The 22379-nt window shown below is 44.2% G+C and carries 18 protein-coding genes and 1 tRNA gene; 11 read left to right on the forward strand and 8 right to left on the reverse strand.

The window, feature by feature from the left end; all coding sequences use genetic code 11:
- The first annotated feature begins 1 nt into the window (after nucleotide 1).
- The 5 genes from ACFGVR_RS13625 to ACFGVR_RS13645 all read left to right on the forward strand — a co-directional run bounded on the left by ACFGVR_RS13625 (nucleotide 2) and on the right by ACFGVR_RS13645 (nucleotide 4490).
- Complete coding sequence (locus ACFGVR_RS13625; RefSeq protein ID WP_448697842.1) at nucleotides 2-955, forward strand: pectinesterase family protein; 954 nt, start codon at nucleotides 2-4, stop codon at nucleotides 953-955.
- A 389-nt stretch (nucleotides 956-1344) separates the two neighbouring features.
- Complete coding sequence (locus tag ACFGVR_RS13630) at nucleotides 1345-1677, forward strand: ArsR/SmtB family transcription factor (RefSeq protein ID WP_448697843.1); 333 nt, start codon at nucleotides 1345-1347, stop codon at nucleotides 1675-1677.
- Nucleotides 1674-2102, forward strand: coding sequence for an SRPBCC family protein (locus ACFGVR_RS13635; protein WP_448697844.1), 429 nt, complete (start codon nucleotides 1674-1676; stop codon nucleotides 2100-2102). Before ACFGVR_RS13630 ends, ACFGVR_RS13635 begins: the two co-directional genes overlap by 4 nt.
- 148 nt (nucleotides 2103-2250) lie before the next feature.
- Nucleotides 2251-4326, forward strand: coding sequence for an HD family phosphohydrolase (locus ACFGVR_RS13640; RefSeq protein ID WP_448697845.1), 2076 nt, complete (start codon nucleotides 2251-2253; stop codon nucleotides 4324-4326).
- A gap of 77 nt (nucleotides 4327-4403) precedes the next feature.
- Nucleotides 4404-4490: transfer RNA gene (locus tag ACFGVR_RS13645), tRNA-Ser, on the forward strand.
- 167 nt (nucleotides 4491-4657) lie between these two features.
- Here ACFGVR_RS13645 and ACFGVR_RS13650 read toward each other — a convergent pair.
- On the reverse strand, nucleotides 4658-6262 hold the full coding sequence (locus tag ACFGVR_RS13650; protein WP_448697847.1) for an RNA 2'-phosphotransferase: 1605 nt from the start codon (nucleotides 6260-6262) through the stop codon (nucleotides 4658-4660).
- Between the two features lie 271 nt (nucleotides 6263-6533).
- Between ACFGVR_RS13650 and ACFGVR_RS13655 the strand changes: the two genes are divergently transcribed.
- From ACFGVR_RS13655 to ACFGVR_RS13670, 4 genes are all read left to right on the forward strand, one after another.
- On the forward strand, nucleotides 6534-7988 hold the full coding sequence (locus ACFGVR_RS13655) for an RtcB family protein (protein WP_448697848.1): 1455 nt from the start codon (nucleotides 6534-6536) through the stop codon (nucleotides 7986-7988).
- Between the two features lie 99 nt (nucleotides 7989-8087).
- Nucleotides 8088-9017, forward strand: coding sequence for a hypothetical protein (locus ACFGVR_RS13660; RefSeq protein WP_448697849.1), 930 nt, complete (start codon nucleotides 8088-8090; stop codon nucleotides 9015-9017).
- Nucleotides 9018-9114: 97 nt separating this feature from the next.
- Complete coding sequence (locus ACFGVR_RS13665) at nucleotides 9115-9933, forward strand: hypothetical protein (protein ID WP_448697850.1); 819 nt, start codon at nucleotides 9115-9117, stop codon at nucleotides 9931-9933.
- A 177-nt stretch (nucleotides 9934-10110) separates the two neighbouring features.
- Nucleotides 10111-10929 carry a hypothetical protein gene (locus ACFGVR_RS13670; protein ID WP_448697852.1) on the forward strand — a complete coding sequence of 273 codons (819 nt, stop codon included), beginning with the start codon at nucleotides 10111-10113 and terminating at the stop codon, nucleotides 10927-10929.
- A 491-nt stretch (nucleotides 10930-11420) separates the two neighbouring features.
- On the opposite strand, the gene ACFGVR_RS13675 is transcribed toward ACFGVR_RS13670, so the two are convergent.
- Entirely contained in the window at nucleotides 11421-11765 is a 345-nt protein-coding gene (locus ACFGVR_RS13675; RefSeq protein ID WP_448697853.1) for a hypothetical protein, read from the reverse strand.
- Nucleotides 11766-11868: 103 nt separating this feature from the next.
- On the opposite strand from ACFGVR_RS13675, the gene ACFGVR_RS13680 reads away from it, so the two are divergent.
- Together ACFGVR_RS13680 and ACFGVR_RS13685 are read left to right on the forward strand one after the other, a co-directional pair.
- Nucleotides 11869-13458: a TROVE domain-containing protein gene (locus ACFGVR_RS13680; RefSeq protein WP_448697854.1), complete on the forward strand. Its 1590-nt coding sequence runs from the start codon at nucleotides 11869-11871 to the stop codon at nucleotides 13456-13458.
- Nucleotides 13459-14339: 881 nt separating this feature from the next.
- Nucleotides 14340-16049: an eCIS core domain-containing protein gene (locus tag ACFGVR_RS13685; protein ID WP_448697855.1), complete on the forward strand. Its 1710-nt coding sequence runs from the start codon at nucleotides 14340-14342 to the stop codon at nucleotides 16047-16049.
- 20 nt (nucleotides 16050-16069) lie between these two features.
- Here ACFGVR_RS13685 and ACFGVR_RS13690 read toward each other — a convergent pair whose 3' ends face one another.
- The 6 genes from ACFGVR_RS13690 to glsA all read right to left on the reverse strand — a co-directional run bounded on the left by ACFGVR_RS13690 (nucleotide 16070) and on the right by glsA (nucleotide 22365).
- The gene (locus ACFGVR_RS13690) at nucleotides 16070-17371 is read right to left on the reverse strand and encodes a hypothetical protein (protein WP_448697856.1); all 1302 of its coding nucleotides are present in this window, start codon (nucleotides 17369-17371) and stop codon (nucleotides 16070-16072) included.
- A 34-nt stretch (nucleotides 17372-17405) separates the two neighbouring features.
- Nucleotides 17406-18707, reverse strand: coding sequence for a hypothetical protein (locus ACFGVR_RS13695; RefSeq protein ID WP_448697857.1), 1302 nt, complete (start codon nucleotides 18705-18707; stop codon nucleotides 17406-17408).
- A 44-nt stretch (nucleotides 18708-18751) separates the two neighbouring features.
- On the reverse strand, nucleotides 18752-19885 hold the full coding sequence (locus ACFGVR_RS13700; protein ID WP_448697858.1) for an amidohydrolase family protein: 1134 nt from the start codon (nucleotides 19883-19885) through the stop codon (nucleotides 18752-18754).
- Between the two features lie 121 nt (nucleotides 19886-20006).
- The gene (locus ACFGVR_RS13705) at nucleotides 20007-20627 is read right to left on the reverse strand and encodes a hypothetical protein (protein WP_448697859.1); all 621 of its coding nucleotides are present in this window, start codon (nucleotides 20625-20627) and stop codon (nucleotides 20007-20009) included.
- Between the two features lie 239 nt (nucleotides 20628-20866).
- Nucleotides 20867-21241 (reverse strand): hypothetical protein, encoded by a 375-nt coding sequence (locus tag ACFGVR_RS13710; RefSeq protein WP_448697860.1) that lies wholly within the window; start codon nucleotides 21239-21241, stop codon nucleotides 20867-20869.
- A 98-nt stretch (nucleotides 21242-21339) separates the two neighbouring features.
- The gene (gene glsA, locus ACFGVR_RS13715) at nucleotides 21340-22365 is read right to left on the reverse strand and encodes a glutaminase A (protein ID WP_448697861.1); all 1026 of its coding nucleotides are present in this window, start codon (nucleotides 22363-22365) and stop codon (nucleotides 21340-21342) included.
- Nucleotides 22366-22379: the final 14 nt, after the last annotated feature.

The raw sequence follows: 22379 nt of genomic DNA on the forward strand, positions 1-22379 counted from the left end.
TATGAAGAAATTACTGATGATTTGCCTTATCGCGATAAGCATACAGGTAAACGCCCAAACCAAAACCATTACAGTAGCCCAGGATGGCAGCGGGAACTATAAAACCGTACAGGCTGCTTTGGATGCAGTGCCTAATGGTAACAAAAAAACATTGGTTATTTATATCAAAAATGGCCTTTACAGGGAAAAACTTCACCTGGATTCGGCTAAGGCTTTTGTGGAGCTGGTTGGCGAATCGCGTTTCAATACGATATTGACCTACGACGATCATCCCGGCAAGGTGTCGGCAAAAGGCGACAGTATTAACACCCGCTCATCATACAGCTTTTTAATTGCCGCAAATAATTTTAGGGCCAGGAACATCACCTTCCGTAACGATGCCGGTTTTACGGCAGGACAGGCCGTAGCGGTTGAGTGCCGCGGCGATAAAGCCATATTTACCGATTGCCGTTTTATTGGCAACCAGGATATTTTGTTTTTAAACAGCGAACACAGCAGGCAATACTATAAAAACTGCTATATAGAAGGTACTACCGATTTTATTTTCGGGGCGGCAACTGCCTGGTTTGAGGGCTGCCATATCCACAGCAAAAAGAACTCGCATATTACCGCGGCATCCACACCGCAAAATCACCCCTATGGCTTTGTGTTTTACGATTGCACCCTCACCGGGGATAGTACACTGCATGCCGTATCGTTAGGCAGGCCGTGGCGGCCATACAGCTGGGTTACCTATATCCACTGCTATATGGGGCAGCAAATTAAAGTCGAAGGTTTTTCAAACTGGAACAAAACCGAAAGCTACAAAACCGCCCGCTATTCGGAGTATCAAAGCTACGGGCCGGGCGCATCGCCGGCAGGCAGGGTAACATGGGCAAAGCAGCTAACCGACGCGGAAGCTGAAAAGATCACACTAAAGAATGTACTTGGAGACTGGGAACCGGTTGAGAAATAAACCGAAGTTTTAAAAGTGAGATATCGGTTATGCCGTTAAAAATGCGTATATTGTAAGTTGAGCTTGAAGCGCGAAGCAGAAAGCTGAATTGTTTCGAAAATTTCTTACAATTCCCCCCTGCTGTTAATGATTGAAGGATCGAGTTTTGAATGATTGAATGGAAAAAATTCTTTTAAATTTCTTACAATTTCCCCCCTGTTTTAGACTATGGGATTGAATAGAGCAATGTGAAATATCCATAAATACCCATGTTCTTTCTCCGCACGTCATTGCTGTAAGGATTGAAGCAATCCCAAGTAGGGCTCACGTCAAGACTTTTTCATTTTTCTCTTGCGAAACCGAACGGTTACGCATATATTTGAAACCGAACGGTTACATAATCAAATACCATGCGCAGAGATGTTTTTCAGGCTATAGCCGACCCGACCCGACGCCAGATCATCAACATGCTGGCTACCCAAAGTTTAAACCTTAATGCTGTGGCCGATAATTTTGATGTAAGCCGTCCGGCCATATCCAAACACATCAAAATATTAACCGAATGCGGCCTGATTACCATTAAACAACAGGGCCGCGAAAGGTATTGCCAGGCTAATTTAAAATCGCTAAACCAGGTAGCACATTGGGTGGAACAGTACCGCGTATTCTGGACAGGCAAACTGGACGCTTTGGGCGATTTTTTGGAAAAAGATAACGAACCACTAAAAACTAATAGATTATGAAAAACGAACCTTTTGTAATTGAACGCACTTACAATGCACCTGTTGAAAAGGTGTGGGAGGCCATTACCAACCGCGATCAGATGGAGCAATGGTACTTTAAACTAAAAGAGTTTAAACCCGAAGTAGGTTTTGTGTTTGAGTTTGAAGGCGGTCCGCCCGAAAAGATCTACCTGCACCGCTGCGAGATAACCGAGGTTATCCCTAATAAAAAGTTAACGCATAGCTGGCAGTATGTGGGCTACCCGGGTAATTCATTTGTAACCTGGGAGCTGACTGCGCAAGGCGACAAAACAACCTTAAAACTAACCCACGCCGGTTTAGAAACTTTCGACCAAACTAATGGCGACTTTGCCGGTACAAACTTTGCCATGGGCTGGACCGAGCTTGTGGGCAGCCTGCTCAAAGGTTTTGTGGAGAAGGGGTAACACGTAGCATAAAGCCGGGGGCATAAAGCTGGAAGAGCTTTAACTTCATGCTTCCGGCTTCCGGCTCAAAAGCTAATCCTCGCATGTTTTTGTTTATCAACGCCATTAAAACCAAAACTTATTATAATTTTGATGGGTTTAACAACACATGGCAACACTTAGTCCTTCGCGCCAAAAGGCATTAATGCGTAAGTATGCACGCAATGTCAAGTTTTTGATGATGCTTTTGAGCGTTGCGCTTATTGTAATAGCCTTACCCAAGCAGGCAAAATTTAGGTACGAATTTGAAAAAGGCAAAATATGGAACGAAAAGGACCTGGTATCGCCTTATATTTTCGCTATCCTTAAAACCGATGCCGAACTGGATGCCGATAAGCAGGCTGCTATAAAAAGTGTTACCCCGCTGTACCAGTTTGACGAAAATGTGGCCAAACAAAATCTGGAGGGTTATAAAACCGACTTTGAGATCAAATGGCGCCGCACCGGGTTTAAAGAGGACCTGAAAATCAAATACTTTGAAGTTGGCGATAACCTGCTAAAACAGGTTTATGACAGGGGGGTATTGGCGCTCAACAAAAAGTACCAAAAAGAATCGCACGATTACCATATTAACATTTTACATAATAACGTATCTACAGAGAGCAATACATCGGCGTATTATACCCGTGAAGCGGCGCTGACTTATATTGATGAGGCCATATCCCAATACAAAAACCTGGACAAGGGGTTTTTGATGAGCGTGATTGAAGACAGGCTGCAGTATAACATTACCTTCGATGATAAACTGACTACCCGGCTCGAAAACGAAGCCATTGACGGCCTGTCGCAAACGCGTGGCATGGTTGAAAAGGGTGAGCTGATAGTAGCCCAGGGCTCGGTAATTAACCAGGAAACTTACCAAAAGCTGGCTTCGTTTAAAAAAGCCTTTGAAGACAACGTTAAAATAACCGGCGACCCCCGTTTGGTTTTAATGGGGCAGATATTGCTGGTATCGATCGTTATTACGCTGTTAATGGTGTTTTTGTACCTTTTTCGTAAAGATATTTATTATAACAACAGGCTTATCAGTTTGATATTGCTGGTAGTTACTGCTATGCTGGCAACGCTCGCCTTCGCCATTCGCGAACAGCTGCCCAACCTGTATTACATCCCGTATTGCATTGTACCTATTATTATCCGTATCCTGTTTGATACCCGTCTTGCACTCAACATACACCTGTTGGTAGTGTTGGTTGCGGGCTTTTTTGTACCTAACAGTTTTGAGTTTGCTTATATCGAGATAACCGCGGGTATGGTTGCCATTTACAGCATGAAGAACCTCATTCGCCGCGAACAGTTTTTGATTTCGGCGTTGATCATCCTTGGCAATTACCTGGTAGCTTTTATGGGTATTTCACTTATCCGCGAAGGCAGCTTTCAAAGTATCGACTGGGCCGACTTTTTGCCTTTTGCCGTAAGCGTACTGCTTACCCTGCTCGCCCAACCGGTGATCTATATTTTTGAACGCATATTCGGCTTAACATCCGATATCAGTTTAGTGGAGCTAACCAACACCAACGCGCCATTGCTGCGTAAACTGGCGTTTACAGCTCCGGGAACATTCCAGCACTCGCTGCAGGTTGCCAATCTGGCCGAAAGCGCTATTTACGCTATTGGAGGCAACGCCTTGCTGGTACGGGCCGGTGCGCTTTATCACGATATCGGTAAAATGGAAAACCCGCAGTTTTTTATCGAGAACCAAAGCGCAGGCTTTAACCCGCATGATAAGCTGCCTTATCAGGAAAGCGCGCAGATCATCATCCGCCACGTAAGCAAGGGCGTTGAGATGGCCCGTCGTGCTAACGTACCCGAAATTGTGGTCGATTTTATCCGTACGCATCACGGCAATACCCGTGTAGATTATTTTTACCAGTCGTACCTTAAAAACTTCCCCGAAAAGCTGGTGGACGAGAATACGTTTCGCTACCCCGGGCCCATACCATTCTCGCGCGAGACCGGCGTATTGATGCTTGCCGACTCGGTTGAAGCCGCGTCGCGCTCGTTGCACGAGCCAAATGCTACCGCTATCGATGCGCTGGTTGATCGCATCATTGAATATAAACTCGATCAGGAACAGCTGAAAGACAGCGATATAACGCTTAAAGATCTGGAAACGATCAAGATGATCTTCAAAAAAATGCTCATGAGTATTTACCATGTGCGGATAGATTATCAAAATCCTTAATTTTTTTTTTGATGGGATAGGCTAATTGCTATATTTGCAATCCCAAAACGGGGATATGTACACGGTACATAGATATTGGTGAGGTGCCTGAGAGGCCGAAAGGATCAGTTTGCTAAACTGACGTACGGGAAACTGTACCGAGGGTTCGAATCCCTCCCTCACCGCTGATATCAATATCAAAACAAAGCAAAAGCCCGCACATCTAACGACAGCGGGCTTTTTTGTTTTGATCAAAGCACTATTTTACTTACCCAATACCACTAAATTGGTGAGTTGAGATGCTTCCAAAATTCGGGCCTGATGTTATGGCTATTCATTTGAAGGGTTTTATTTATTCCACCGATCTTAAAAACCGGGCGGGCACCGTGTCGGTAAGCCAAACCTTATTTTCGGACAGGTAGAACACATATCCATTTTTATGCATTTCGCCCGCAAGAACCTTAAAAACTGCTGGTTTGCCATGCCTGCTGCCTACTTGCTTAGCCGTTTCAATATCCCTGCTTAAATGTACATGCTGGCGGTTCCGCTTTTCAAGTCCACTTTGCTGAATGCTTGCTATTGATCTTTCGCCGGTGCCATGATAAAGTACTTCCGGCGGCATTTGCGCCTGGTAGCCCAATTCAACATCAACCGAATGTCCCTGGCTGGCACGGATCTTCTGCCTGGTCTCATCAAAAGCAAAACGCTTTTTACTGTTGGTCTCAACCACGTGATCCAACAGCTCCATATCTAAAATGTGGCCGTGCGCGTTAGCTTGTTTTAACAACTCATCAACATTTACCCAGCCTTGTCCGTCCAGTTCAATACCAATAAGTTGCGGCTGATGCCGGAGTATCAGACTTAAAAACTTGCTGATACTTGTTATATCTTTTTCTTTCATCGTTTCGTTCAAAGTTAAAGGCATAGCAGGTGGCGTTATACTGTCTCTGCTGTAATTCTCCAGCGTTTTAGCTAACTGCGCTTTGAGCTGCTTTACCAGCACTCTTGGGCCAAGTACCCGCATCTTAGCGCCAAAGCCCAACAGCTCACGCTCCAATTCAAAATTCATGATCACCCGGATGCTGAATATCTTCCCCGTTGCGTCCTCGCTTAACAGCTTTTGGGTATGGTGCAAAGGTTTGGTGACCACGTAAGGCGCATTAGCAGCATCTATCCAGAAAACCACTTCTACATCGCGCTGGCCGGGAGTTTTGGTCACCCCGATGCAGTCATTATAATAGGTTGCCAGGTCTAATGTTCTGTTCTCGCGGTAAGGTTCGTCATGCTCTTCTACCGCCTGTATCCTGTCTAAAGCGAGGTTCATGATATGCGAATTCCGTTTATGTGGCACCCCCAATACGAACCAACGATTGCGGTATTCTTTCAACAGGTATCCGCTAAAGCAAAAGGTACTGGCTTCCCTGGCTTTGAACGACTGGTAAGTGATGCAGATCGTCCGCTTCGCTACAATAGCCTTACGGATCACTTCTATCCATTCCAAGCCTTTCAGGTTATCGTTCTTCTCAAAATCGATCACCGGCGTGCTTTGTGTCCTCTGACTGTAGATCTTGTCTTCCAGTTTGCTCACCATTTCATTCAGATCGGTAAAATGGTTAAAGCCTTTAAACTGCTTCAGCAAACCGGATACTTCGCTCAGCACCTGCATATCCTGCTGGTTGATCGGACTATTGGTAATGCTGTAATTCTTATCGCTATAGGTATAATACTTCTTATCAACCACCACAATGGGCGCTTCGTACCCCAGCTTATTGCTGCGCATCATCTCCATATCTGCCTGTACGGTACGACGGCTTACGCCGGTATCAATGCCCTGGTATTCGTATATAGCATCGCTGCAGGCTTCGATCAGGTCGTCGAGCGTCCATTTCCGGCGTCGGTTCTGCAGGCATTGGTCAATAGTGCGGTAGCGGATAAGGGCGTTGCGGTTAACAGGCATTTTTTGATTTCGGATTTCGGATTTTCAATTTCGGATTTATTTTGACCTGCAAGTTGTTTACTTAAGGATCTAAGCCTTGCAAACAAAATTCGAAATTGAACATTCGAAAATAAAAATTATTTTTCACTGCGCAAATACGCTGCACACTTGATGTTTCTCTTTGTACTGTCGAAAGGCTGAACGCGTTCACGAACGCCCCCTCTCCCGATCCGGGGAGAGGGGTTTTGGCCCGGAGACTTTTAATTGTTAAACTTGAATACCACAAATAGTAATGGAAAAGGAAAAAATAGGCAACAACGAGTTAAAGGCACTGGGCATTAACGATGTAGAAGTATTGGTGAACTTTAGCCGCGTGGCTAATGGTTTGCTTAAACACGGCGTAATGGATAAAGCCAACATATTAGCCAACCTCGAGGCCCTCATCGACGACCCGATGCCTTACGCCTTTAAAAAAGGCGGTAAGTTCAAAAACCTGGCCGAAGATGTGATCGCCCTGCGTAAAGAAGGTAAATTCGTTAAACAACAACGCAGCACTTTTAAGCTGAAAGAAGAAATAGCCGACTTCCCCGTTTGGGGACTGGAGCATATTGAGGTAGGCGCATTGACACAAATGCGTACCGCCGTACAATTGCCCATTGCCGTTGCCGGGGCTTTAATGCCCGATGCGCACCAGGGTTACGGCTTGCCGATAGGCGGCGTGCTGGCTACCACGGCCAATACCATTATCCCCTTTGCGGTGGGTGTTGATATTGCCTGCCGTATGTGTTTAAGCATCTTCGACCTGCCTGCCGAGGCCATTGATACCGAGACCGACAAACTAAAGAACATGCTCGTTGATCATACCTACTTTGGTATGGGTTGCACTACCAAGAGCCATTTTGATAGTTCACTGTTTGATAGCAAGGCCTGGGGCGAGACCAAGGTGATCCGTTCGTTGAAAGATAAAGCCTACGCACAGTTGGGTACAAGCGGTACCGGTAACCACTTTGTGGAATGGGGCGAGCTCGTCCTTTCCGAAGGCGCTTTGGATGGCATTCCGGCAGGTAAGTATTTGGCATTGCTTTCGCACTCCGGCTCGCGTGGTTTCGGTGGTACGGTGGCCGACCATTACAGCAAAATCGCCATGACCAAAACCAAGCTCCCTGCCGAAGCCAAACACCTGGCCTGGCTGGATCTGGATAAAGACGAAGGGCAGGAATACTGGATTGCCATGAACCTGGCCGGCGAATATGCATCGGCCAACCACCACGAGATCCACAACAAAATTGCCCGTGCCCTTGGTGTTAAACCCATCAGCAGGATAGAGAACCACCACAACTTTGCCTGGAAAGAGCAGCTGGCCGATGGTACCGAAGTAATGGTACACCGTAAAGGCGCTACCCCGGCGGGCGAAGGTGTGTTAGGCATCATCCCCGGCTCGATGAGTACGCCCGGTTTCCTGGTACGCGGTAAAGGCGACGCGGCCAGCATTAACAGCGCCAGCCACGGTGCAGGCCGTGCCATGAGCCGCAGTGCGGCTTTTAAAACGTTGGATAAAGCCGCCATTGCCGCCAACCTTGTCGATAAACGTATCACTCTGATGGGTAGCGATGTTGACGAGGCGCCTATGGCCTACAAGGATATCCACACCGTAATGGCCGCGCAAAGCGACCTGGTAGAGGTGTTGGCTAAGTTTGAGCCGCGTATTGTGAGGATGGCGGATGCGAGGGAGAAGCCGGAGGACTGAGTTGATTTCGGATTTCGGATGTTCGATTTTGAATTTGGAAAGCTTGAAATCTTGTAAAGAACAGTAGAATTGAATTAATATAATTAGAGCGAAGACGATATGATATTTCAAGACATCTTTAACGAAAAAAGCGACGTTTTACACCCTGTTTTTGGTTACCTTTTACATTTATGCGAAAAAAATCAGACCGATATTGGTGATTTATTTTTAGTCAGAGAAAATGGTTTTTACGACCCAGATGTTAATATGAATAACGATTCCTCGGTAAAATTTTCTCCTTATATCTTAGGGCACGGTATGGAAGGTAATTCTGAACTTAACAACCATGAATTTATGGGGAAATACATAAATATGAATTTAACTCATCAATTATCTAAGAACTATTTGGATAGCGTAAAGTACGATGCGAACAGGCTTTTACAAATTCATCAGTTAGAGAGTGATGAAACATACAGTATTCAACATGAGATGCTGATTTATCTGAAGATTTGGGAGTCCGATGCATTTATCAAAAGACTTTATCAATTAGCCAGAATTGCAAATGGCGAGGCCTATGATTGGCATTTTAAAATAAAAGAAAAGCCAAATGACAAAAATGCGACAGGTAACCGTAGTGAAATTATCTCCAAATTAATTAGAGATCGTTTCGAAGCAACGTTGCCGGAGTTATATAATGCAATAAACATTGCCTATAATTCGCAAATAAGAAACGCCATTGCCCATTCGCAATATGTGCCTGTTGGTCGTAGCATACAGTTAAACAACTATAGAAAGAATGATAAATACAATTCTTTACCCAGCATTTCCTATGATCGTTGGATAGATATGTTTCACGAAACCATCACTATATATTGTTGGTACGTGCATGTTCTAAATGATTTGGGTGAGCACTATCATAATATCGCCAAAATGAACAATAATCGTTTTAGAATTAGAATTAATCGCAAAGACCCGATTGAAAGGGTCCAATATTGCCTAATGGCTTATGACCCTGATCGTCGGATTTGGAGTTGGGATTCCGCGGAATAGTTTGATTGTCCTAAAGCCATAAGTGAGGACACTTGCGGTAGCGGAGGGGGAATAAAGGATTATTAAAGGTAAATTTAGAAACTAACCAAGAATAAAAATGGCAATAAAAATACCAGAAAGTTATGATTATAGAATCTTAGAATTTGATCCCCTTGAAATGTCAGTCAGGGACGATTTTAATGTAGATATTGAAAATTGGGCTAAGTTCCGCCATACAATTACGGCATCTGTGAACTCAAATTCCTTGGTTAGCCGTTCACCCATAAACACCAACGTTAAAAGTTCATATGTAGAGTTAAGTAAGACACACTATGAGGTTGTGACAATGCTTGGCGCAGTAAAAATGAGTCTTATTGCGTTAGAAGAATATGCGGGTAAAAATGACCTTATTTTTAAAAAATCTTTCAAAGAATTTTACATGCATGCGGGCTCAGTTTTAGACAACCTTTCACGGCTGATATATATAGTCAACATGCCTAATAGTGCTAATGAGGTTGACCGATACGGAAGGTTTAAAAGACATTCTATTGGATACGGACAATTATCGAAGCTGTACTTAGCAAATAAAGCAAACCTAAAAGGATATGGTAATATAAGCCGTCATCGTGTGATGCATGAGATAAAAAACGTTAGAAATAACTTTACACATAGTTGGTCACCTGTCATGTTTATAGATTCAACCACAGGAAATTATTTGTGGCCAATTGCTATGAGAAAAAAAGAACAATATTATTTATGGCCTCATGACAATGAGGAAATTCGTCGAATTAAAAGAGAATATCGAAAGAAGCTACCAGTAATAGACCTGGTAAAAAACGATTGGTTAGAACTTGAGCAATTTCAAAACATGGTCTTTAAAAGATTATATATGGACATTAAAAAATTTGAAAGGAATTATAACTTAAAAATCACCTAAATATATTTTAAGCGTATTTATGCCCCTCGCTCCCGCAAATGTTCTCACTTGTGAAAATAGGACAAGCGAATTATGCTTAACCCCTTTGCTCCCGCAAGCGTTCCCGCTGTGGTTACTTATACAAAATCCGCAAGGTTATTTATATTCACAAAATATTTACCAACCTTTCCACAATTAATGAAAAAGCTGTTTACATTGATCACCCTATTTATACTGGCGCAAAACGCAAGCGCGCAAAAGAATGAGTTGCGCCAGATCGCTGATAGCATTAACGCAGAGGGTGAAATGCTTTATCGGTCCGAATGGGCATCGGGGCACGGTACGCAGATCTTCGCCTTCGGCGCGAAGAAGCTGCTATCTGATGGATACTTTTCTTATGAGACCAAAAAAGGAATGACCACTATCTTTTTTTCTAAAAATGAAGACCCGGTAGTATTAGCCACAGTTAAGTTCGATCATGGGTTAGACTCGTCCAAATACAGTATCGACACTACAACAAGAAAATTTACCGAAAACGAAAAGGAGTTCTATACCATCCGGTCAAAAACGGCACAGTCGGTTTTAAACGATACGCTTTTTAGATTTTATCAAAATACCAGTCTAAATCTTGTTCCTATTATAAAAGATGGGGCAAAAAGAGTATATGTAATTACTGCGCAAACCACGCCAAATGAAGTATTATTAGGAAATGATTACCTGATCAGTTTCGACAATGACAATAATATCATTAAAAAAACAAAGCTTCATAACAATCTCATCCCGCTGGGCACTGGTGGTACAGATCCGATAAAAGCATCCTCACACCAACATTTAGGTCAAACAAGTCCTTTTATAACCGCGACAGATATTTGTGCATTCAAATTATGGAAGTCAAGGACCACCTGGGTGATCAGTTTCGTTGTTTCAGCCGGGTATGTATCTGCATACCACTTTCGCGATGAATTTTTAGAAATTCTAACCCAAGCCGAATTTGAAAAAATAATGAAAAACAAATAGCGTTAAGTTATTGATGCCTTCTAAATCTGCCTAAAATATTTAAGCTTCCAGTTTAATTAACCGCAAGCCAAACTTGTATAAAACCAAGCAGGCGCCTTGCGTTTCTCCCGAAAAATCCTTATATTGTACGTTAGCCCAAAGCGCGATGCTGAAAAGCGAAGAGTAAAAAGGATGTGAAAATTTCTTATAATTTCCCCCCTTTGTTTTAATGATCGAAGGAATGAATTATTGAATGATCGATCAAATGAGTCCGACATCGGTATACCGATGAATACCTATGTGATACCGATGTGTTTTTATCGGTACTAAATTGTTAAAAAGCCTGCTGGAGTAAAATTAAAAGGGTTTAGTTAGGAAACACGTGAAAAATACCGAAGAATACCTATGTGTCCGACCGGTTTGCGTAAGGGATAGCAGTGGATACCGGCCCGTGGCTAAGGCCTGCAGGCGTATGAACGGATAGCCCGGCCCGGAGGGTACGCCCAAAAAAATCAATGCCAGTCGAACCCGCAAAACCGGCATTGTTTAGCTTGCGGTGTCCGGGCTAATTTGCCGCATTGGGGGCAATTGTTAAAAAACACTTTTTCGGGGGTTTCTGTTAAGATGCGTTTGGCGCAGTTGAGCACAAACTGGTTATACCCTTCGGATAAAAGGTCCAATACTTCTGGTGTGTTAACCAAACGGCCCATCCTGTAATATTTCTCGAGCCGTTCTTTGTCATCTGCAAACTTCAGGCTTGTCATATGTTGCGTTAAAGCCCGTTTCTCGTTCGGTGTTAACAGACCTGAATAATAATTTATGATATGGTTGGCTTTTTCGGCCGTGATATCTTCCATTTCATAAATATCTAAAAATATTTCAAAATAATTTCACCTGCGCAAATACACTGCGCAGTGCCTCTGTTTCTTTGTATCAACAATAAAAAAAAGGAGGTTCGCCATGAAATTCAACCTGTTAAGCAAATTACGTAACCAGACCGTTAACTACGCGGGCGCTAAAGCTTTTACGCTTTCTCCCGAAATGGAGCTGTACACCGCCGTGGTTACCTGGAGCTTGAACGACTCTTTTTACGAAAAAGACGAAGCGCGGTTAACGCGTCTGCGCAAACTGATCTGTGAGTGCAAACCTGAGTTTGTTGGTAAGCTGGCTGTTTATGCCCGCACCAAAATGTATATGCGTTCGGTACCGCTGGTGCTGGTTACCGAATTGGCTGCGCTGCACTCGGGCGACGATCTGGTCGCCCGGGTTACAGATGGGGTTTTGGGCCGCGCCGATGAGATAACCGAGCTGTTGGCTTGCTACCAAATGCTCAACCAACGTACCGGCACTAAAAAGCTGAACCGTTTATCAAAGCAGATGCAAAAAGGTTTAAGCACGGCGTTCAACCGTTTCGACGAGTACCAGTTTGGTAAATACAACCGCGATGGCGCCATCAAACTGCGCGATGCGTTGTTTTTGGTTCACCCACGGGCAAAGGACGATGCACAGCAAGATGTGTTCAACAAAATAGCGTCCGGCACTTTGCAAACGCCATACACCTGGGAAACCGAGCTGTCGGCATTAGGTCAGCTAAATTTCGACAGTGAAGAGGCTAAGGCTTTAGCCTTCCGCGCCAAGTGGGAAGAGTTGATAGATAGCGGCAAGCTGGGCTACATGGCCCTGCTCCGTAACCTGCGCAACATACAGGAAGCTGGCGTAAGCTATGCGCACTTTGAAAAAGTATGTGCCCGTTTAGCCGATGCGAATGAAGTTGCCCGGGCAAAGCAGTTCCCGTTCCGTTACCTGGCCGCTTACCGCGAGTTGATCAACCCGGTAACCAAAATGCCTGAGAAAGGCTTGTTGGATAAGCTTACCGCTTTGATGAAGGGCAAGAACGAGGGTTACACCGGCGAGTTGCTGGATGCTTTGGAAAAAGCCGTACAGGCCAGCGCGGCCAACATCAAAGGCTTTGGTTACGAAACCCGTGTGCTGTTAGCCTGCGACGTTTCGGGATCGATGCAGATGTCGGTATCCGCCAAGAGCAAGATCCAGCTGTATGACGTAGGTTTGATGCTGGCCATGCTGCTGCAAAGCCGTTGTAAAAACGTAGAGGTGGGCATGTTTGGCGATAGCTGGAAAACCATAGCGGTGCCACGCAGCAACATCTTAGGTAACGTACAGGAGTTTTATCGCCGCGAGGGCGAGGTGGGTTATGCCACCAATGGCTACCTGGTTATCAAGGATATCTTACAGCGTAAGGTACAAATGGACAAGGTATTTCTATTTACCGACGCCCAGTTATGGAACAGTTCATCAACCACAGGCGATCACATACAGCCTTTATGGTTGCGCTACAAGGCAGAGGTATCGCCAGGCGCAAAGCTCTACCTGTTCGACCTGAAAGGTTACGGACAAGCGCCGTTGCAAGTATTGCGCAACGATGTTTACCTGGTAGCCGGCTGGAGCGATAAAGTTTTTGAGGTGTTAGCTGCCTTAGAGAACGGAGGCTCGGCGTTAGATGCTATCAATAACATAGAAATAGCCCCCTAACCCCCTGAAGGGGAACGAAGGGGCTATAAAAAGATGCTCAACTCCCTCTTTAGGGGGCTGGGGGGCTTAAGGATGCCGTAGAAACGGGTTACTTCGCCACCATTCAAGGGGGAGGTCAGTATGGTTAAAACCAAACTGTGGGTTCGAGTCCCAAGGCAGCCCCCGACCCGCGTTCGCCCATTGCTCCTTATAAAATAAAAAAGAAGGTGCCGTAGATAAGTCTTACTTCGACCAGGGAACCGTAGGCGGGTTATATGTTACGCGCGGGATGAATGGCTTATTGCTTTTCGCCCTTCTTTTTAAAGAAATTGAAAATAAAAAGGTGTCGTAAACAAGTGTTACTTCGATGCTAACGTCCAGGTCGCGGGTTCGAGTCCCGTCCACTGATCCAGGTCGGTGGTAGCTCAGTTGGTTAGAGCAGGAGCACCGCAAGGTGCATTTCACTTGTTGCCTGTTACCCTTTTTTAAGGAATTAAAATATTAAGGTGCCGTAAATATGCGCTACTTCGTGTCGCCGGTTCGATCCCGGCCTTTGTAGCAATATGTTGTAGCTCAGTTGGTAGAGCAGTGCAAGCGCATATTGACTATCGCCCTTAAGATATAAAAGAAGATGCCGTATTACTATTTAAAAATAGTTCGATTGTTTTACGGTATGCCAAACGCTCCATTATTAATTAGCCTTGCGACCGCAAGTCTTGAACTTTTTCTTGAGGATTTGCGTAAATTGGCGTTTTTCGGGCTGTCTGCAAAATGAGTTATTACTAGCAAAAATGTTAGTATATTAGTACTTCGTAAAAACGTTCCCTGGTAAGTTTGCGAGTATTTTAGGGTGTTCTGTTAACATCATTTAAGGCAAGTTTATTTTTCTAAGCTCTTTGTAAATGAAAAATACTACTGAACGGGCTCAAAAATCATCTGCTATTGCTATTGCTAATCAGAGTAAGGGAGGCAATGGAATTAGCATGCCTGCAGTCCCGGTATTGCAGCATAAATCAGAGAGCGAATCATCCGAACCAGTAGAAGCCGTTTCTGTATTATATAGCCCAAAAGAGCATACCACCGCAACACCTTTTCAACCTTCGCCGGTTAGCGTAACTGATACGAGATCCTCTCAATCTGCTTACCCAGTACAGCGAAAAACCAATGAAACAGGAATGCCGGATACTTTGAAGAACGGTGTAGAAACCCTTTCAGGATTTAGTATGGACGATGTAAAAGTTCATTATAATTCTCCGTTACCAGCACAAATGAAAGCATTAGCTTTTGCACAAGGATCAAATATTCATATCGGGCCCGGGCAGGAGCGGCACTTGCCACATGAGGCATGGCATGTTGCACAGCAAAAACAGGGACGAGTACAACCAACTATGCAAATGAAGGCGGGTATAATGGTAAATGATGACACCAGTCTGGAGCAAGAGGCAGATAGTATGGGTGTAAAAGCCATCCAAATGAAGACATCCGCTGAAAGCAGTGTAAAATCATTACAACAGCGATCAATACCTGCAGATTCTCCTATTCAGCGTTTGGTAGGGTTTGAAATCGAAACAAGGTCGGTTTTAACGCCCGGTGAAGGCGAAACAGCTTTACAAAAAGATAAAGTACTACTTACCGGAACGGGCTGGACATTAACTGTTGAAGTTTCAGCTTTGGGTAAGGTAGTTGAATTTAAAGTACGTGCAATTGATGATCAATCAGATCCGGCAACACTAAAGGCTAGTCTTGACAGCCTAACCGCGTTCGCGGAAATATTAGGTGCAAATGCATCCACACCAGTAACTATCGAAAAATTAGCCACTGATAGCGGAGCCACAATTGCAGATAATAAATTTAAAAAAACAACAGTTACCCCTGAGGGTGCAACTATTATTGGGCAGCCGCAAATGACAGCCGGCATAGGGCTCGACAAAATATTTAGCCTGCTGGAGGATATGAGCAAGGAGGGAAGTCAGTTAATGCGCGGGCCAGACAAGGTAGCCGAGACCAAGAATTATCGTGATAAAATGTCAAACACCCTTACTACATTTGATCTTTTTGCTGATTTTGAAAAATTTTCAAAAACATATAAAGGTTTTATTGCTCTTTTATCCAACTATATTCACGGGACTACAACCGCTGGCAGATTATCTTATTTTAAAGGTGCGGTGCCCGGGCTGAGTAGAGCGGACCTTGGGTTATTCATGAAAATCCCGGAGATAGCAAAACAAAAAGGACAGATATTAAAGGACGTTCTTTTTTATGCTGATGTAAAGGGCGGAGATAAAATGATTCCGGGTGGTACATATAATGACAGGAAAGAAGAGGTTGACGTGGAGCTTACGATTGAACAATGGGTTAACAGCATTATAACCGGAGTTGACTGTATACCCTGGAGTTTACAGGTAAACCAGGAAAGTAAAGCATTTGATATGGAACCCGTTGGCGCACCTGACAAGGACGATGTGAAAGCAAAAGGGGTACCAATAGAAATCCGGTCGTTACAAAGCAATATCCCGCACGAACTTTGGACCGGTTACCTGCTGCATCTTTTTAAATATGTCCAGGTGCTAAATAGTAACAACCCAGCCGCTTACAAACAGTACAAAAAGTAATGATAACGTAGATTTCCTCATTAATAGAACAATTCTAAATTCACCATAAAAACGGTACCGTTAGCGCCAACTACAGTTGGATACGACAGGTAACCTACCGGCGAATGTTTCTCGAACATCACTTCGGGGTTTACCCTGAAAAGCCGTGTTTTAAAAACATACCAGTTAAGGCCGGCAGTTATCTCCGAAGGTTTCCCGTATTGCCCGTTCAGGTATGATCCGGTACCATAAATTTGCAGGCTTTTGTTCACTACCATCATTGAAGCCTGGGTGGTAAAGCCGCTATCAAAAAGATCATGAACAGCGATCGTCCCTGTATACTTGAACCCCGAGATCCATCGCATAAAATATTCTGCATCTAACGAAAAGCCTTTGATCTTGATACCTCCATTGAATGAGGCCATCTGGTAATGCGCCGACTGGATCTGTGAGTTGGGGCCAAAGGCATTTACATTGAAAATACCTGTACCATCAGATAATCGTATCTGCGAATTTTCGGGCGCTTCGGTACCTGGCTGCGATTGACGCGTTTCGTTACTTGTAGTGAATGATCCTCCAAAGATTCCGGATAGCTTATCATGGTTCTCAAGGTCGCCGTAAAGTCCCAGTTTGCCATAATCGTGGCTCGTCCACCATAGGGCCGTGCTCCAGGTATTCACGCCATTATCCAACTGCCCGGCATCAACACCCAGTTGGCTCAGGTTGTTGCCCAACATGGTTTTGTAATGCAGGCCTTCAACAATATCGCCCTGCATCCATACGCCGGTGGTGAATGATCCTCTAAAAAACTCCTCGGTCATGGGCCTGGCATCCTGGCGGAGCCAGAACGGCCACTGGCCATATAACGAGCGGCTGGTAGGTAACGGGCCGATACCCGCGCCAAAGTCGAAATGCTTATTGATCTGGTACTGCAAATTACCACCGATAACAACCTGCGCCCCCTGGCCCTGGCTTGTATTGGAGGTCCACACGTAAACAAAATACCTGAACGCGGGATCCGCCAGCCAACCCTTAAAATAAAGCGTTACTTTTTGCAATTGCATATCGTTACGCTTACTTATATTATAAGTACGGCCAAAATAGTCGGTATAATTGTCATCCAGTCCCTTCTGGTTCAAATAGCGAAAAGTTACGTAGGGTGAAAAGGAAAGTGTGGCATCTTTACTGTTGATGATCAAAAAACCTGCACCTGGTGTATGTGCCTTCCCTGACTGGTGTACTACCGTACTATCGTCGGGCGGGTTAGCCGCGATCTGCGCCAGTGCCCGGCTACTGAAGAGAACAATGAGCAGTGAAAAAGAAAGGCAGAAAGTGGGTTTCATATTACTGAGTTTATTACATAGGCAGGCCGGTCGCTTAATAGAAAACTTCCAAATTGATCATGTAAATGGGCCCTTTAGCACCTATTACTGTAGGATAAGAAAGGTAACCTACAGGCACCCTGTCCTCGATCATCACTTCGGGGTTGATCCTGAAGGTGCGCGAATGGAACGGAAGATAATTAAGCCCGAAGTTTTTTTCTAAAGGTTTGCCGTATTGCCCGTTGATGTATGACCATGTTGTATAGAATTGCAGAGTTTTGTTAATGAGCATTGCCGACCCTTGAAGAGTGAACCCATTATCATAAAGATTTGAAACAGGGATAACACCATTAACCTGCATTTTGGACACCCATCGCATAAAAAGTTCGCCATCAAGCGAAAAACCTTTGTATTTTACACCACCGTAGATCGACCACATTTGATATTGGGCCGATAACACCTGTGTGCCAGGCGCCAAAGAATTGATACCGAAAAGGGATGTACCATCAGATAACCTGATCTGGCTGTTTTCCGGAGCGTCGGAACCTGGCTGTGATTGTGCTGTTTCACCGCTCGTTGTATACGAACTTCCGAACATTGATGCTAAATGAGTATGCTTTTCAAAATCGCCATAGGGTGCCAAAGCTCCGTAGTCTTCGCTCAACCACCATAATGCCGTGCTCCAGGTGTTAAGTCCATTATTCAATTGTCCCGCATCAACGCCTAACGCGCTCAGGTTATTAGCCAACATCGATTTGTAGTTCAACCCGCCGGCTATGTTGCCCTGTATAAATACACCTTGAGAGAACGAACCCCTGAAGTACTCATCGGCCATTGGCCTTGCATCCTGGCGCAGCCAGAAGGGGAATTGGCCAAACAACGAACGAACCGTAGGCAGGGGACTTACACCCGCTCCCAGGCTGATATGCTTATTGAACATATACTGCATGTTGCCGGCAATAACAACCTGTGCGCCCTGACCCTGGGTTGCATTTGCGCTCCAGAAGAATACAGTATATCTGAATTTCGGATCTAATAAAAAGCCCCTCAGAGACACGTTCACTTTTTGAAATTGGATCTCCTGGCGTTTTTTAAGGTTAAAGGTGCGTCCGAAAGCATCGGTATAAGTGTCTTCGATCGCCGTTTGATTTAAATAACGCTGGGTGGCAAGAATATTAAGGCTAAGTGATGCGATCTTGGTCTTCACAAGCTGAAAACCAGAGCCGGGAGGGTGGACCGCTTCTACACCTGTTACTGTTAAAGTATCATCCGGCATGTTCGAGTTAACTTGTGCAAATACCGTGCTGCAGCTTATGATCAGTATTGATGCAAAAAATGGTAGCGTTTTTAGTTTCATGATAAAGTTTTCAATGATGGTCTGATACTATTTCTTCGGATATCTTATTGCATAATATTTGCAGCTTCCCAGGCACGTACTTTTTTGCGAGCAGCATCAAAAAGCCTTATATAGTTTTGTTTTCTTATTTTTTCGCTTGTTGTTGGGCTAAGCGACTTCCAAAGCGGGGCATACATGTTATAAACACCCATATAAAAGTTTTGATCGGGCGGTGCCACCACATCTGTACCGAATAAAAAGCGATCGGGATATTTATTCATCAGCTCGGTACAGGCCGCAACGGTTTGCGGACTGGCCACAATATATTTAGCTACTTCATCCCACGATATATCAAAATATACATGCGAAAAGGCCGGGTCATCTAAGATATCTTTTACGATGTCGATGTGCCTTGGCGATCTTCCACCATTCTCCGCGGTCGAAGATTCTCCATACCCAACGGGATGCACCACCCGGCCTAGGCCGATATGTGCCCAGATGATGGTGGTTTCGGGATGTCGTTTTAACAGGGCCTTCATTTGAGTAAGATAAACAGGCTCGGTATTGGGTTTTGCCATAGGGATATCCATATCATTATGGATAACTACCACCAAACCAACCTTTCCTGCAAAGGTCAGTACACTGTCTACTGCGGGGTTGGTCAAACTTGCTACTTCGCCCGCTACTTTTGATGAAACGAACTCCTTATGGATCGAGAACTCACCAATCCCGGTAAAAACACCCGGAAAAGTGCGCAGCACCCGTTCAATATGCCTCGCTGCATACATATCAGCCGGGTTGAAGCCGGTGATCATCGGATCCAGGCGATCTTGCTGGGCCTTTGTGAGCGACCTATACTGCATGGCGATATAAGCATCCGTAAAGGAGTAATAGTATAAAGGAGCATCCGACTGGAGGTAATAGGTAGGCCCGTTGGTAGCGCCCGTATTTTGGAACGACCATTGTTGCTGCAACGGTATCCCGAATAAAGTGGACCGGCCGGCTTTGTTACCCATTATTTGCACGAACCTTTTCGCGGTGATGCCTTCCTGTATATAATTGGTGAGATGGAAATGGCTGTCGTTAAATAAATATTGCTGATCGTTTGAAGAGCTGCTTTGCCCAACAGAGATACCTGTTTGGGCAAGCAGCATGATCAATATTAATTGGCTGTATAAGATCAGTCGTATGCTCTTCATTTTTGTGAGTATTGCAACTCTCATCACGAACGTTAATAAAACTATTACTGATAGCATCAGTGACTTTAAAAATGATGTCGTTTTCATTTTGATTAATTTACGCGTATAGAACTTTATGTTATCAACGACCGAAATCAAAAGCGATACCACCGGTAAAGCTAAACTGCCATATTGTGGCGTATGTACTGTAGCCATACGGATATCCCGGATAGTAATAAGTGGTTCCTCCCTGAGTTAAGGCACTCATCAGCTGGGCTCCTAATTTAAATGACACTGACTTGCCTGATTTTATTTTTACTCCTGTCTTCACATCCCAGGCAAATCCGGCACTCGAGCTGCCGGAGTTTACACTTACAAAAGCCACACCTCCGCCTGCACCGAAATACGGGATCACTTTTGGATTAACTTTGAAATACTGGTTCCCATTTAATATGAGATATGAAATAACACCACTATTGTTGTCGGGGTTTACCGCGATCTCGCCCGTTCCTGAATAATTATAAACCGGAAAGTGGGTAGATTGATATTGATAAAGTAATTCTACCGCCTGACCATTGGGGCCAATTCCTTCTGCCGATACTCCCCACATAAAACCATCACGGATCAACGCGTAAGCATTACCAAAATTCAACTTATCCTGAAAGGTGTATCCGCCATACGGAGTAAGAGAAATAGTTTGCGCTTTAGATTGGCTGTTAACAGCAAAAAGGAAGGTCAATATTATAATACTAAATTTTTTCATGGTTAAATAAATTGGTAAAAGTGATTAATGATTTATGTATGTATATGCATTTAGGTTGCCCTTAAAAAGAAATAAGGCCGAAATACCTCACAAAATGATTGATAAACTTTGAACTTACGATGGAAATAAAAACGTATTTCGTTCCATATTGAAATATGCACCAGGTAGGGGTGAGCGAGGATAATTTGGCTTATTAAGTATAAAAAACCAAGTCAATACCACTCCGCTTAAGCTTTTAATTATAGCTTCGCTCCGGACGACGGCGTATGCCTGGGCGCTGCTTTTTTATCGTTGAGATGTGCCTTCTCCCATGCCCGTAATTTTATCCGCCCGGTGTCAAATATCCTTTGGTAATTACCTTTTGTAAGCTTTTGTTTAACCTCTGGTGTTAATTGCGCAAATAGCGGTTTGTACAGGCAATAGATCTTGAGGTATTTTTTCTGATCAGAAGGCGCTACTTCGTCGGTACCTAAAAGAAACCGGTCGGGATATTTGTTGATCAGGTTTGCAGTAGCTTTAGGCACGCCAAAATTTTCGGTTGTGTCCTTAAGTGTATCAGCATCAAGGGGAGTTTGCCCCAGCTGAGCAAACTCCCCCCAAATGACATAACACAAACAGTACTAAAAGAATAGTAATCTTTGTTTTTTTTAAGCAGGTGCATAATAATAGTATTATACATTGGTAGATTAGATTAAAATGAACATCTGCTTAATTATTTAGGCTGTACCAGGTAAGGATTAACGCCGAGTTTTTCAACCACATACCTTATCACCTTTTGGGCTTTTACACTATTGCCTGCATCGTCTAAAGGCGGCGAAACAACAGCGATGCCGAATTTACCGGGACAAACAGCAAGCAAACCTCCGCCTACACCACTTTTAGCGGGAAGGCCGGAGTTGAAGAGCCAGATGCCCGAATCGTCATATAAACCTGCTGTGGCCATTACCGCTAACGTGTAGGCCACGGTTTTAGTAGAAACAACTTTCTTTTTTGTAACAGGGTTTACACCTCCGTTTGCAAGTGTGCCAGCCATTATGGCTAAATCTTTTGCATTTACATTTAGCGCACACTGTTTGGTATAAATATCGGTGGCTTGCACGGGGTCAAAATACATTCTGCCGTAAGCCAAAAGCAAATGAGCAATTGCCTGGTTTCGCAAATTATCGCCTGCCTCACTTACATAAACAGGGTAGTTTAAAGTAAGCGTGCGGCCCGCAAACTGGCTCTCAATATCCTGTACACTTTTCCATTTGGCTGCAGAATCTGTACCGGCTATCAAACTTGTTGATGCAATAGCACCGGGATTTACCAGGGGATTGATCTCCTTTCCTCTATGCTCTTCAACTGCGACGATCGAGTTGAAGCGCAACCCGGTTGCATCTACTCCAATTTTATCCTCAACAGCCTGTGGGCCTTGCTCTTCCAGCACTCTTGCCATAGTGAACACTTTAGACACACTCTGAATAGAGACCATTGAACTGATATCACCTTTTGTATATACCTGCCCGTCGGCTGTAACTAATGCAATTCCGAATATGTTTGGATCAACGTTGGCCAGTTCTTTAATGTAGTCGGCATTTTTGCCCTCTTTAAGGTTCTTAAATTTATCGTATGCCTCATTGAGCGCCGTTTGAATATCGGCTTTTGACTGGGCACGCAATATGGTTACGTTGAACATACTGATGATGGTAATTACCAAAACGATCATCGTTTTTGTGATACGAAATAAGCCTTTCATGATTTTTGATTTTA

Source organism: Mucilaginibacter aureus (assembly GCF_053514885.1).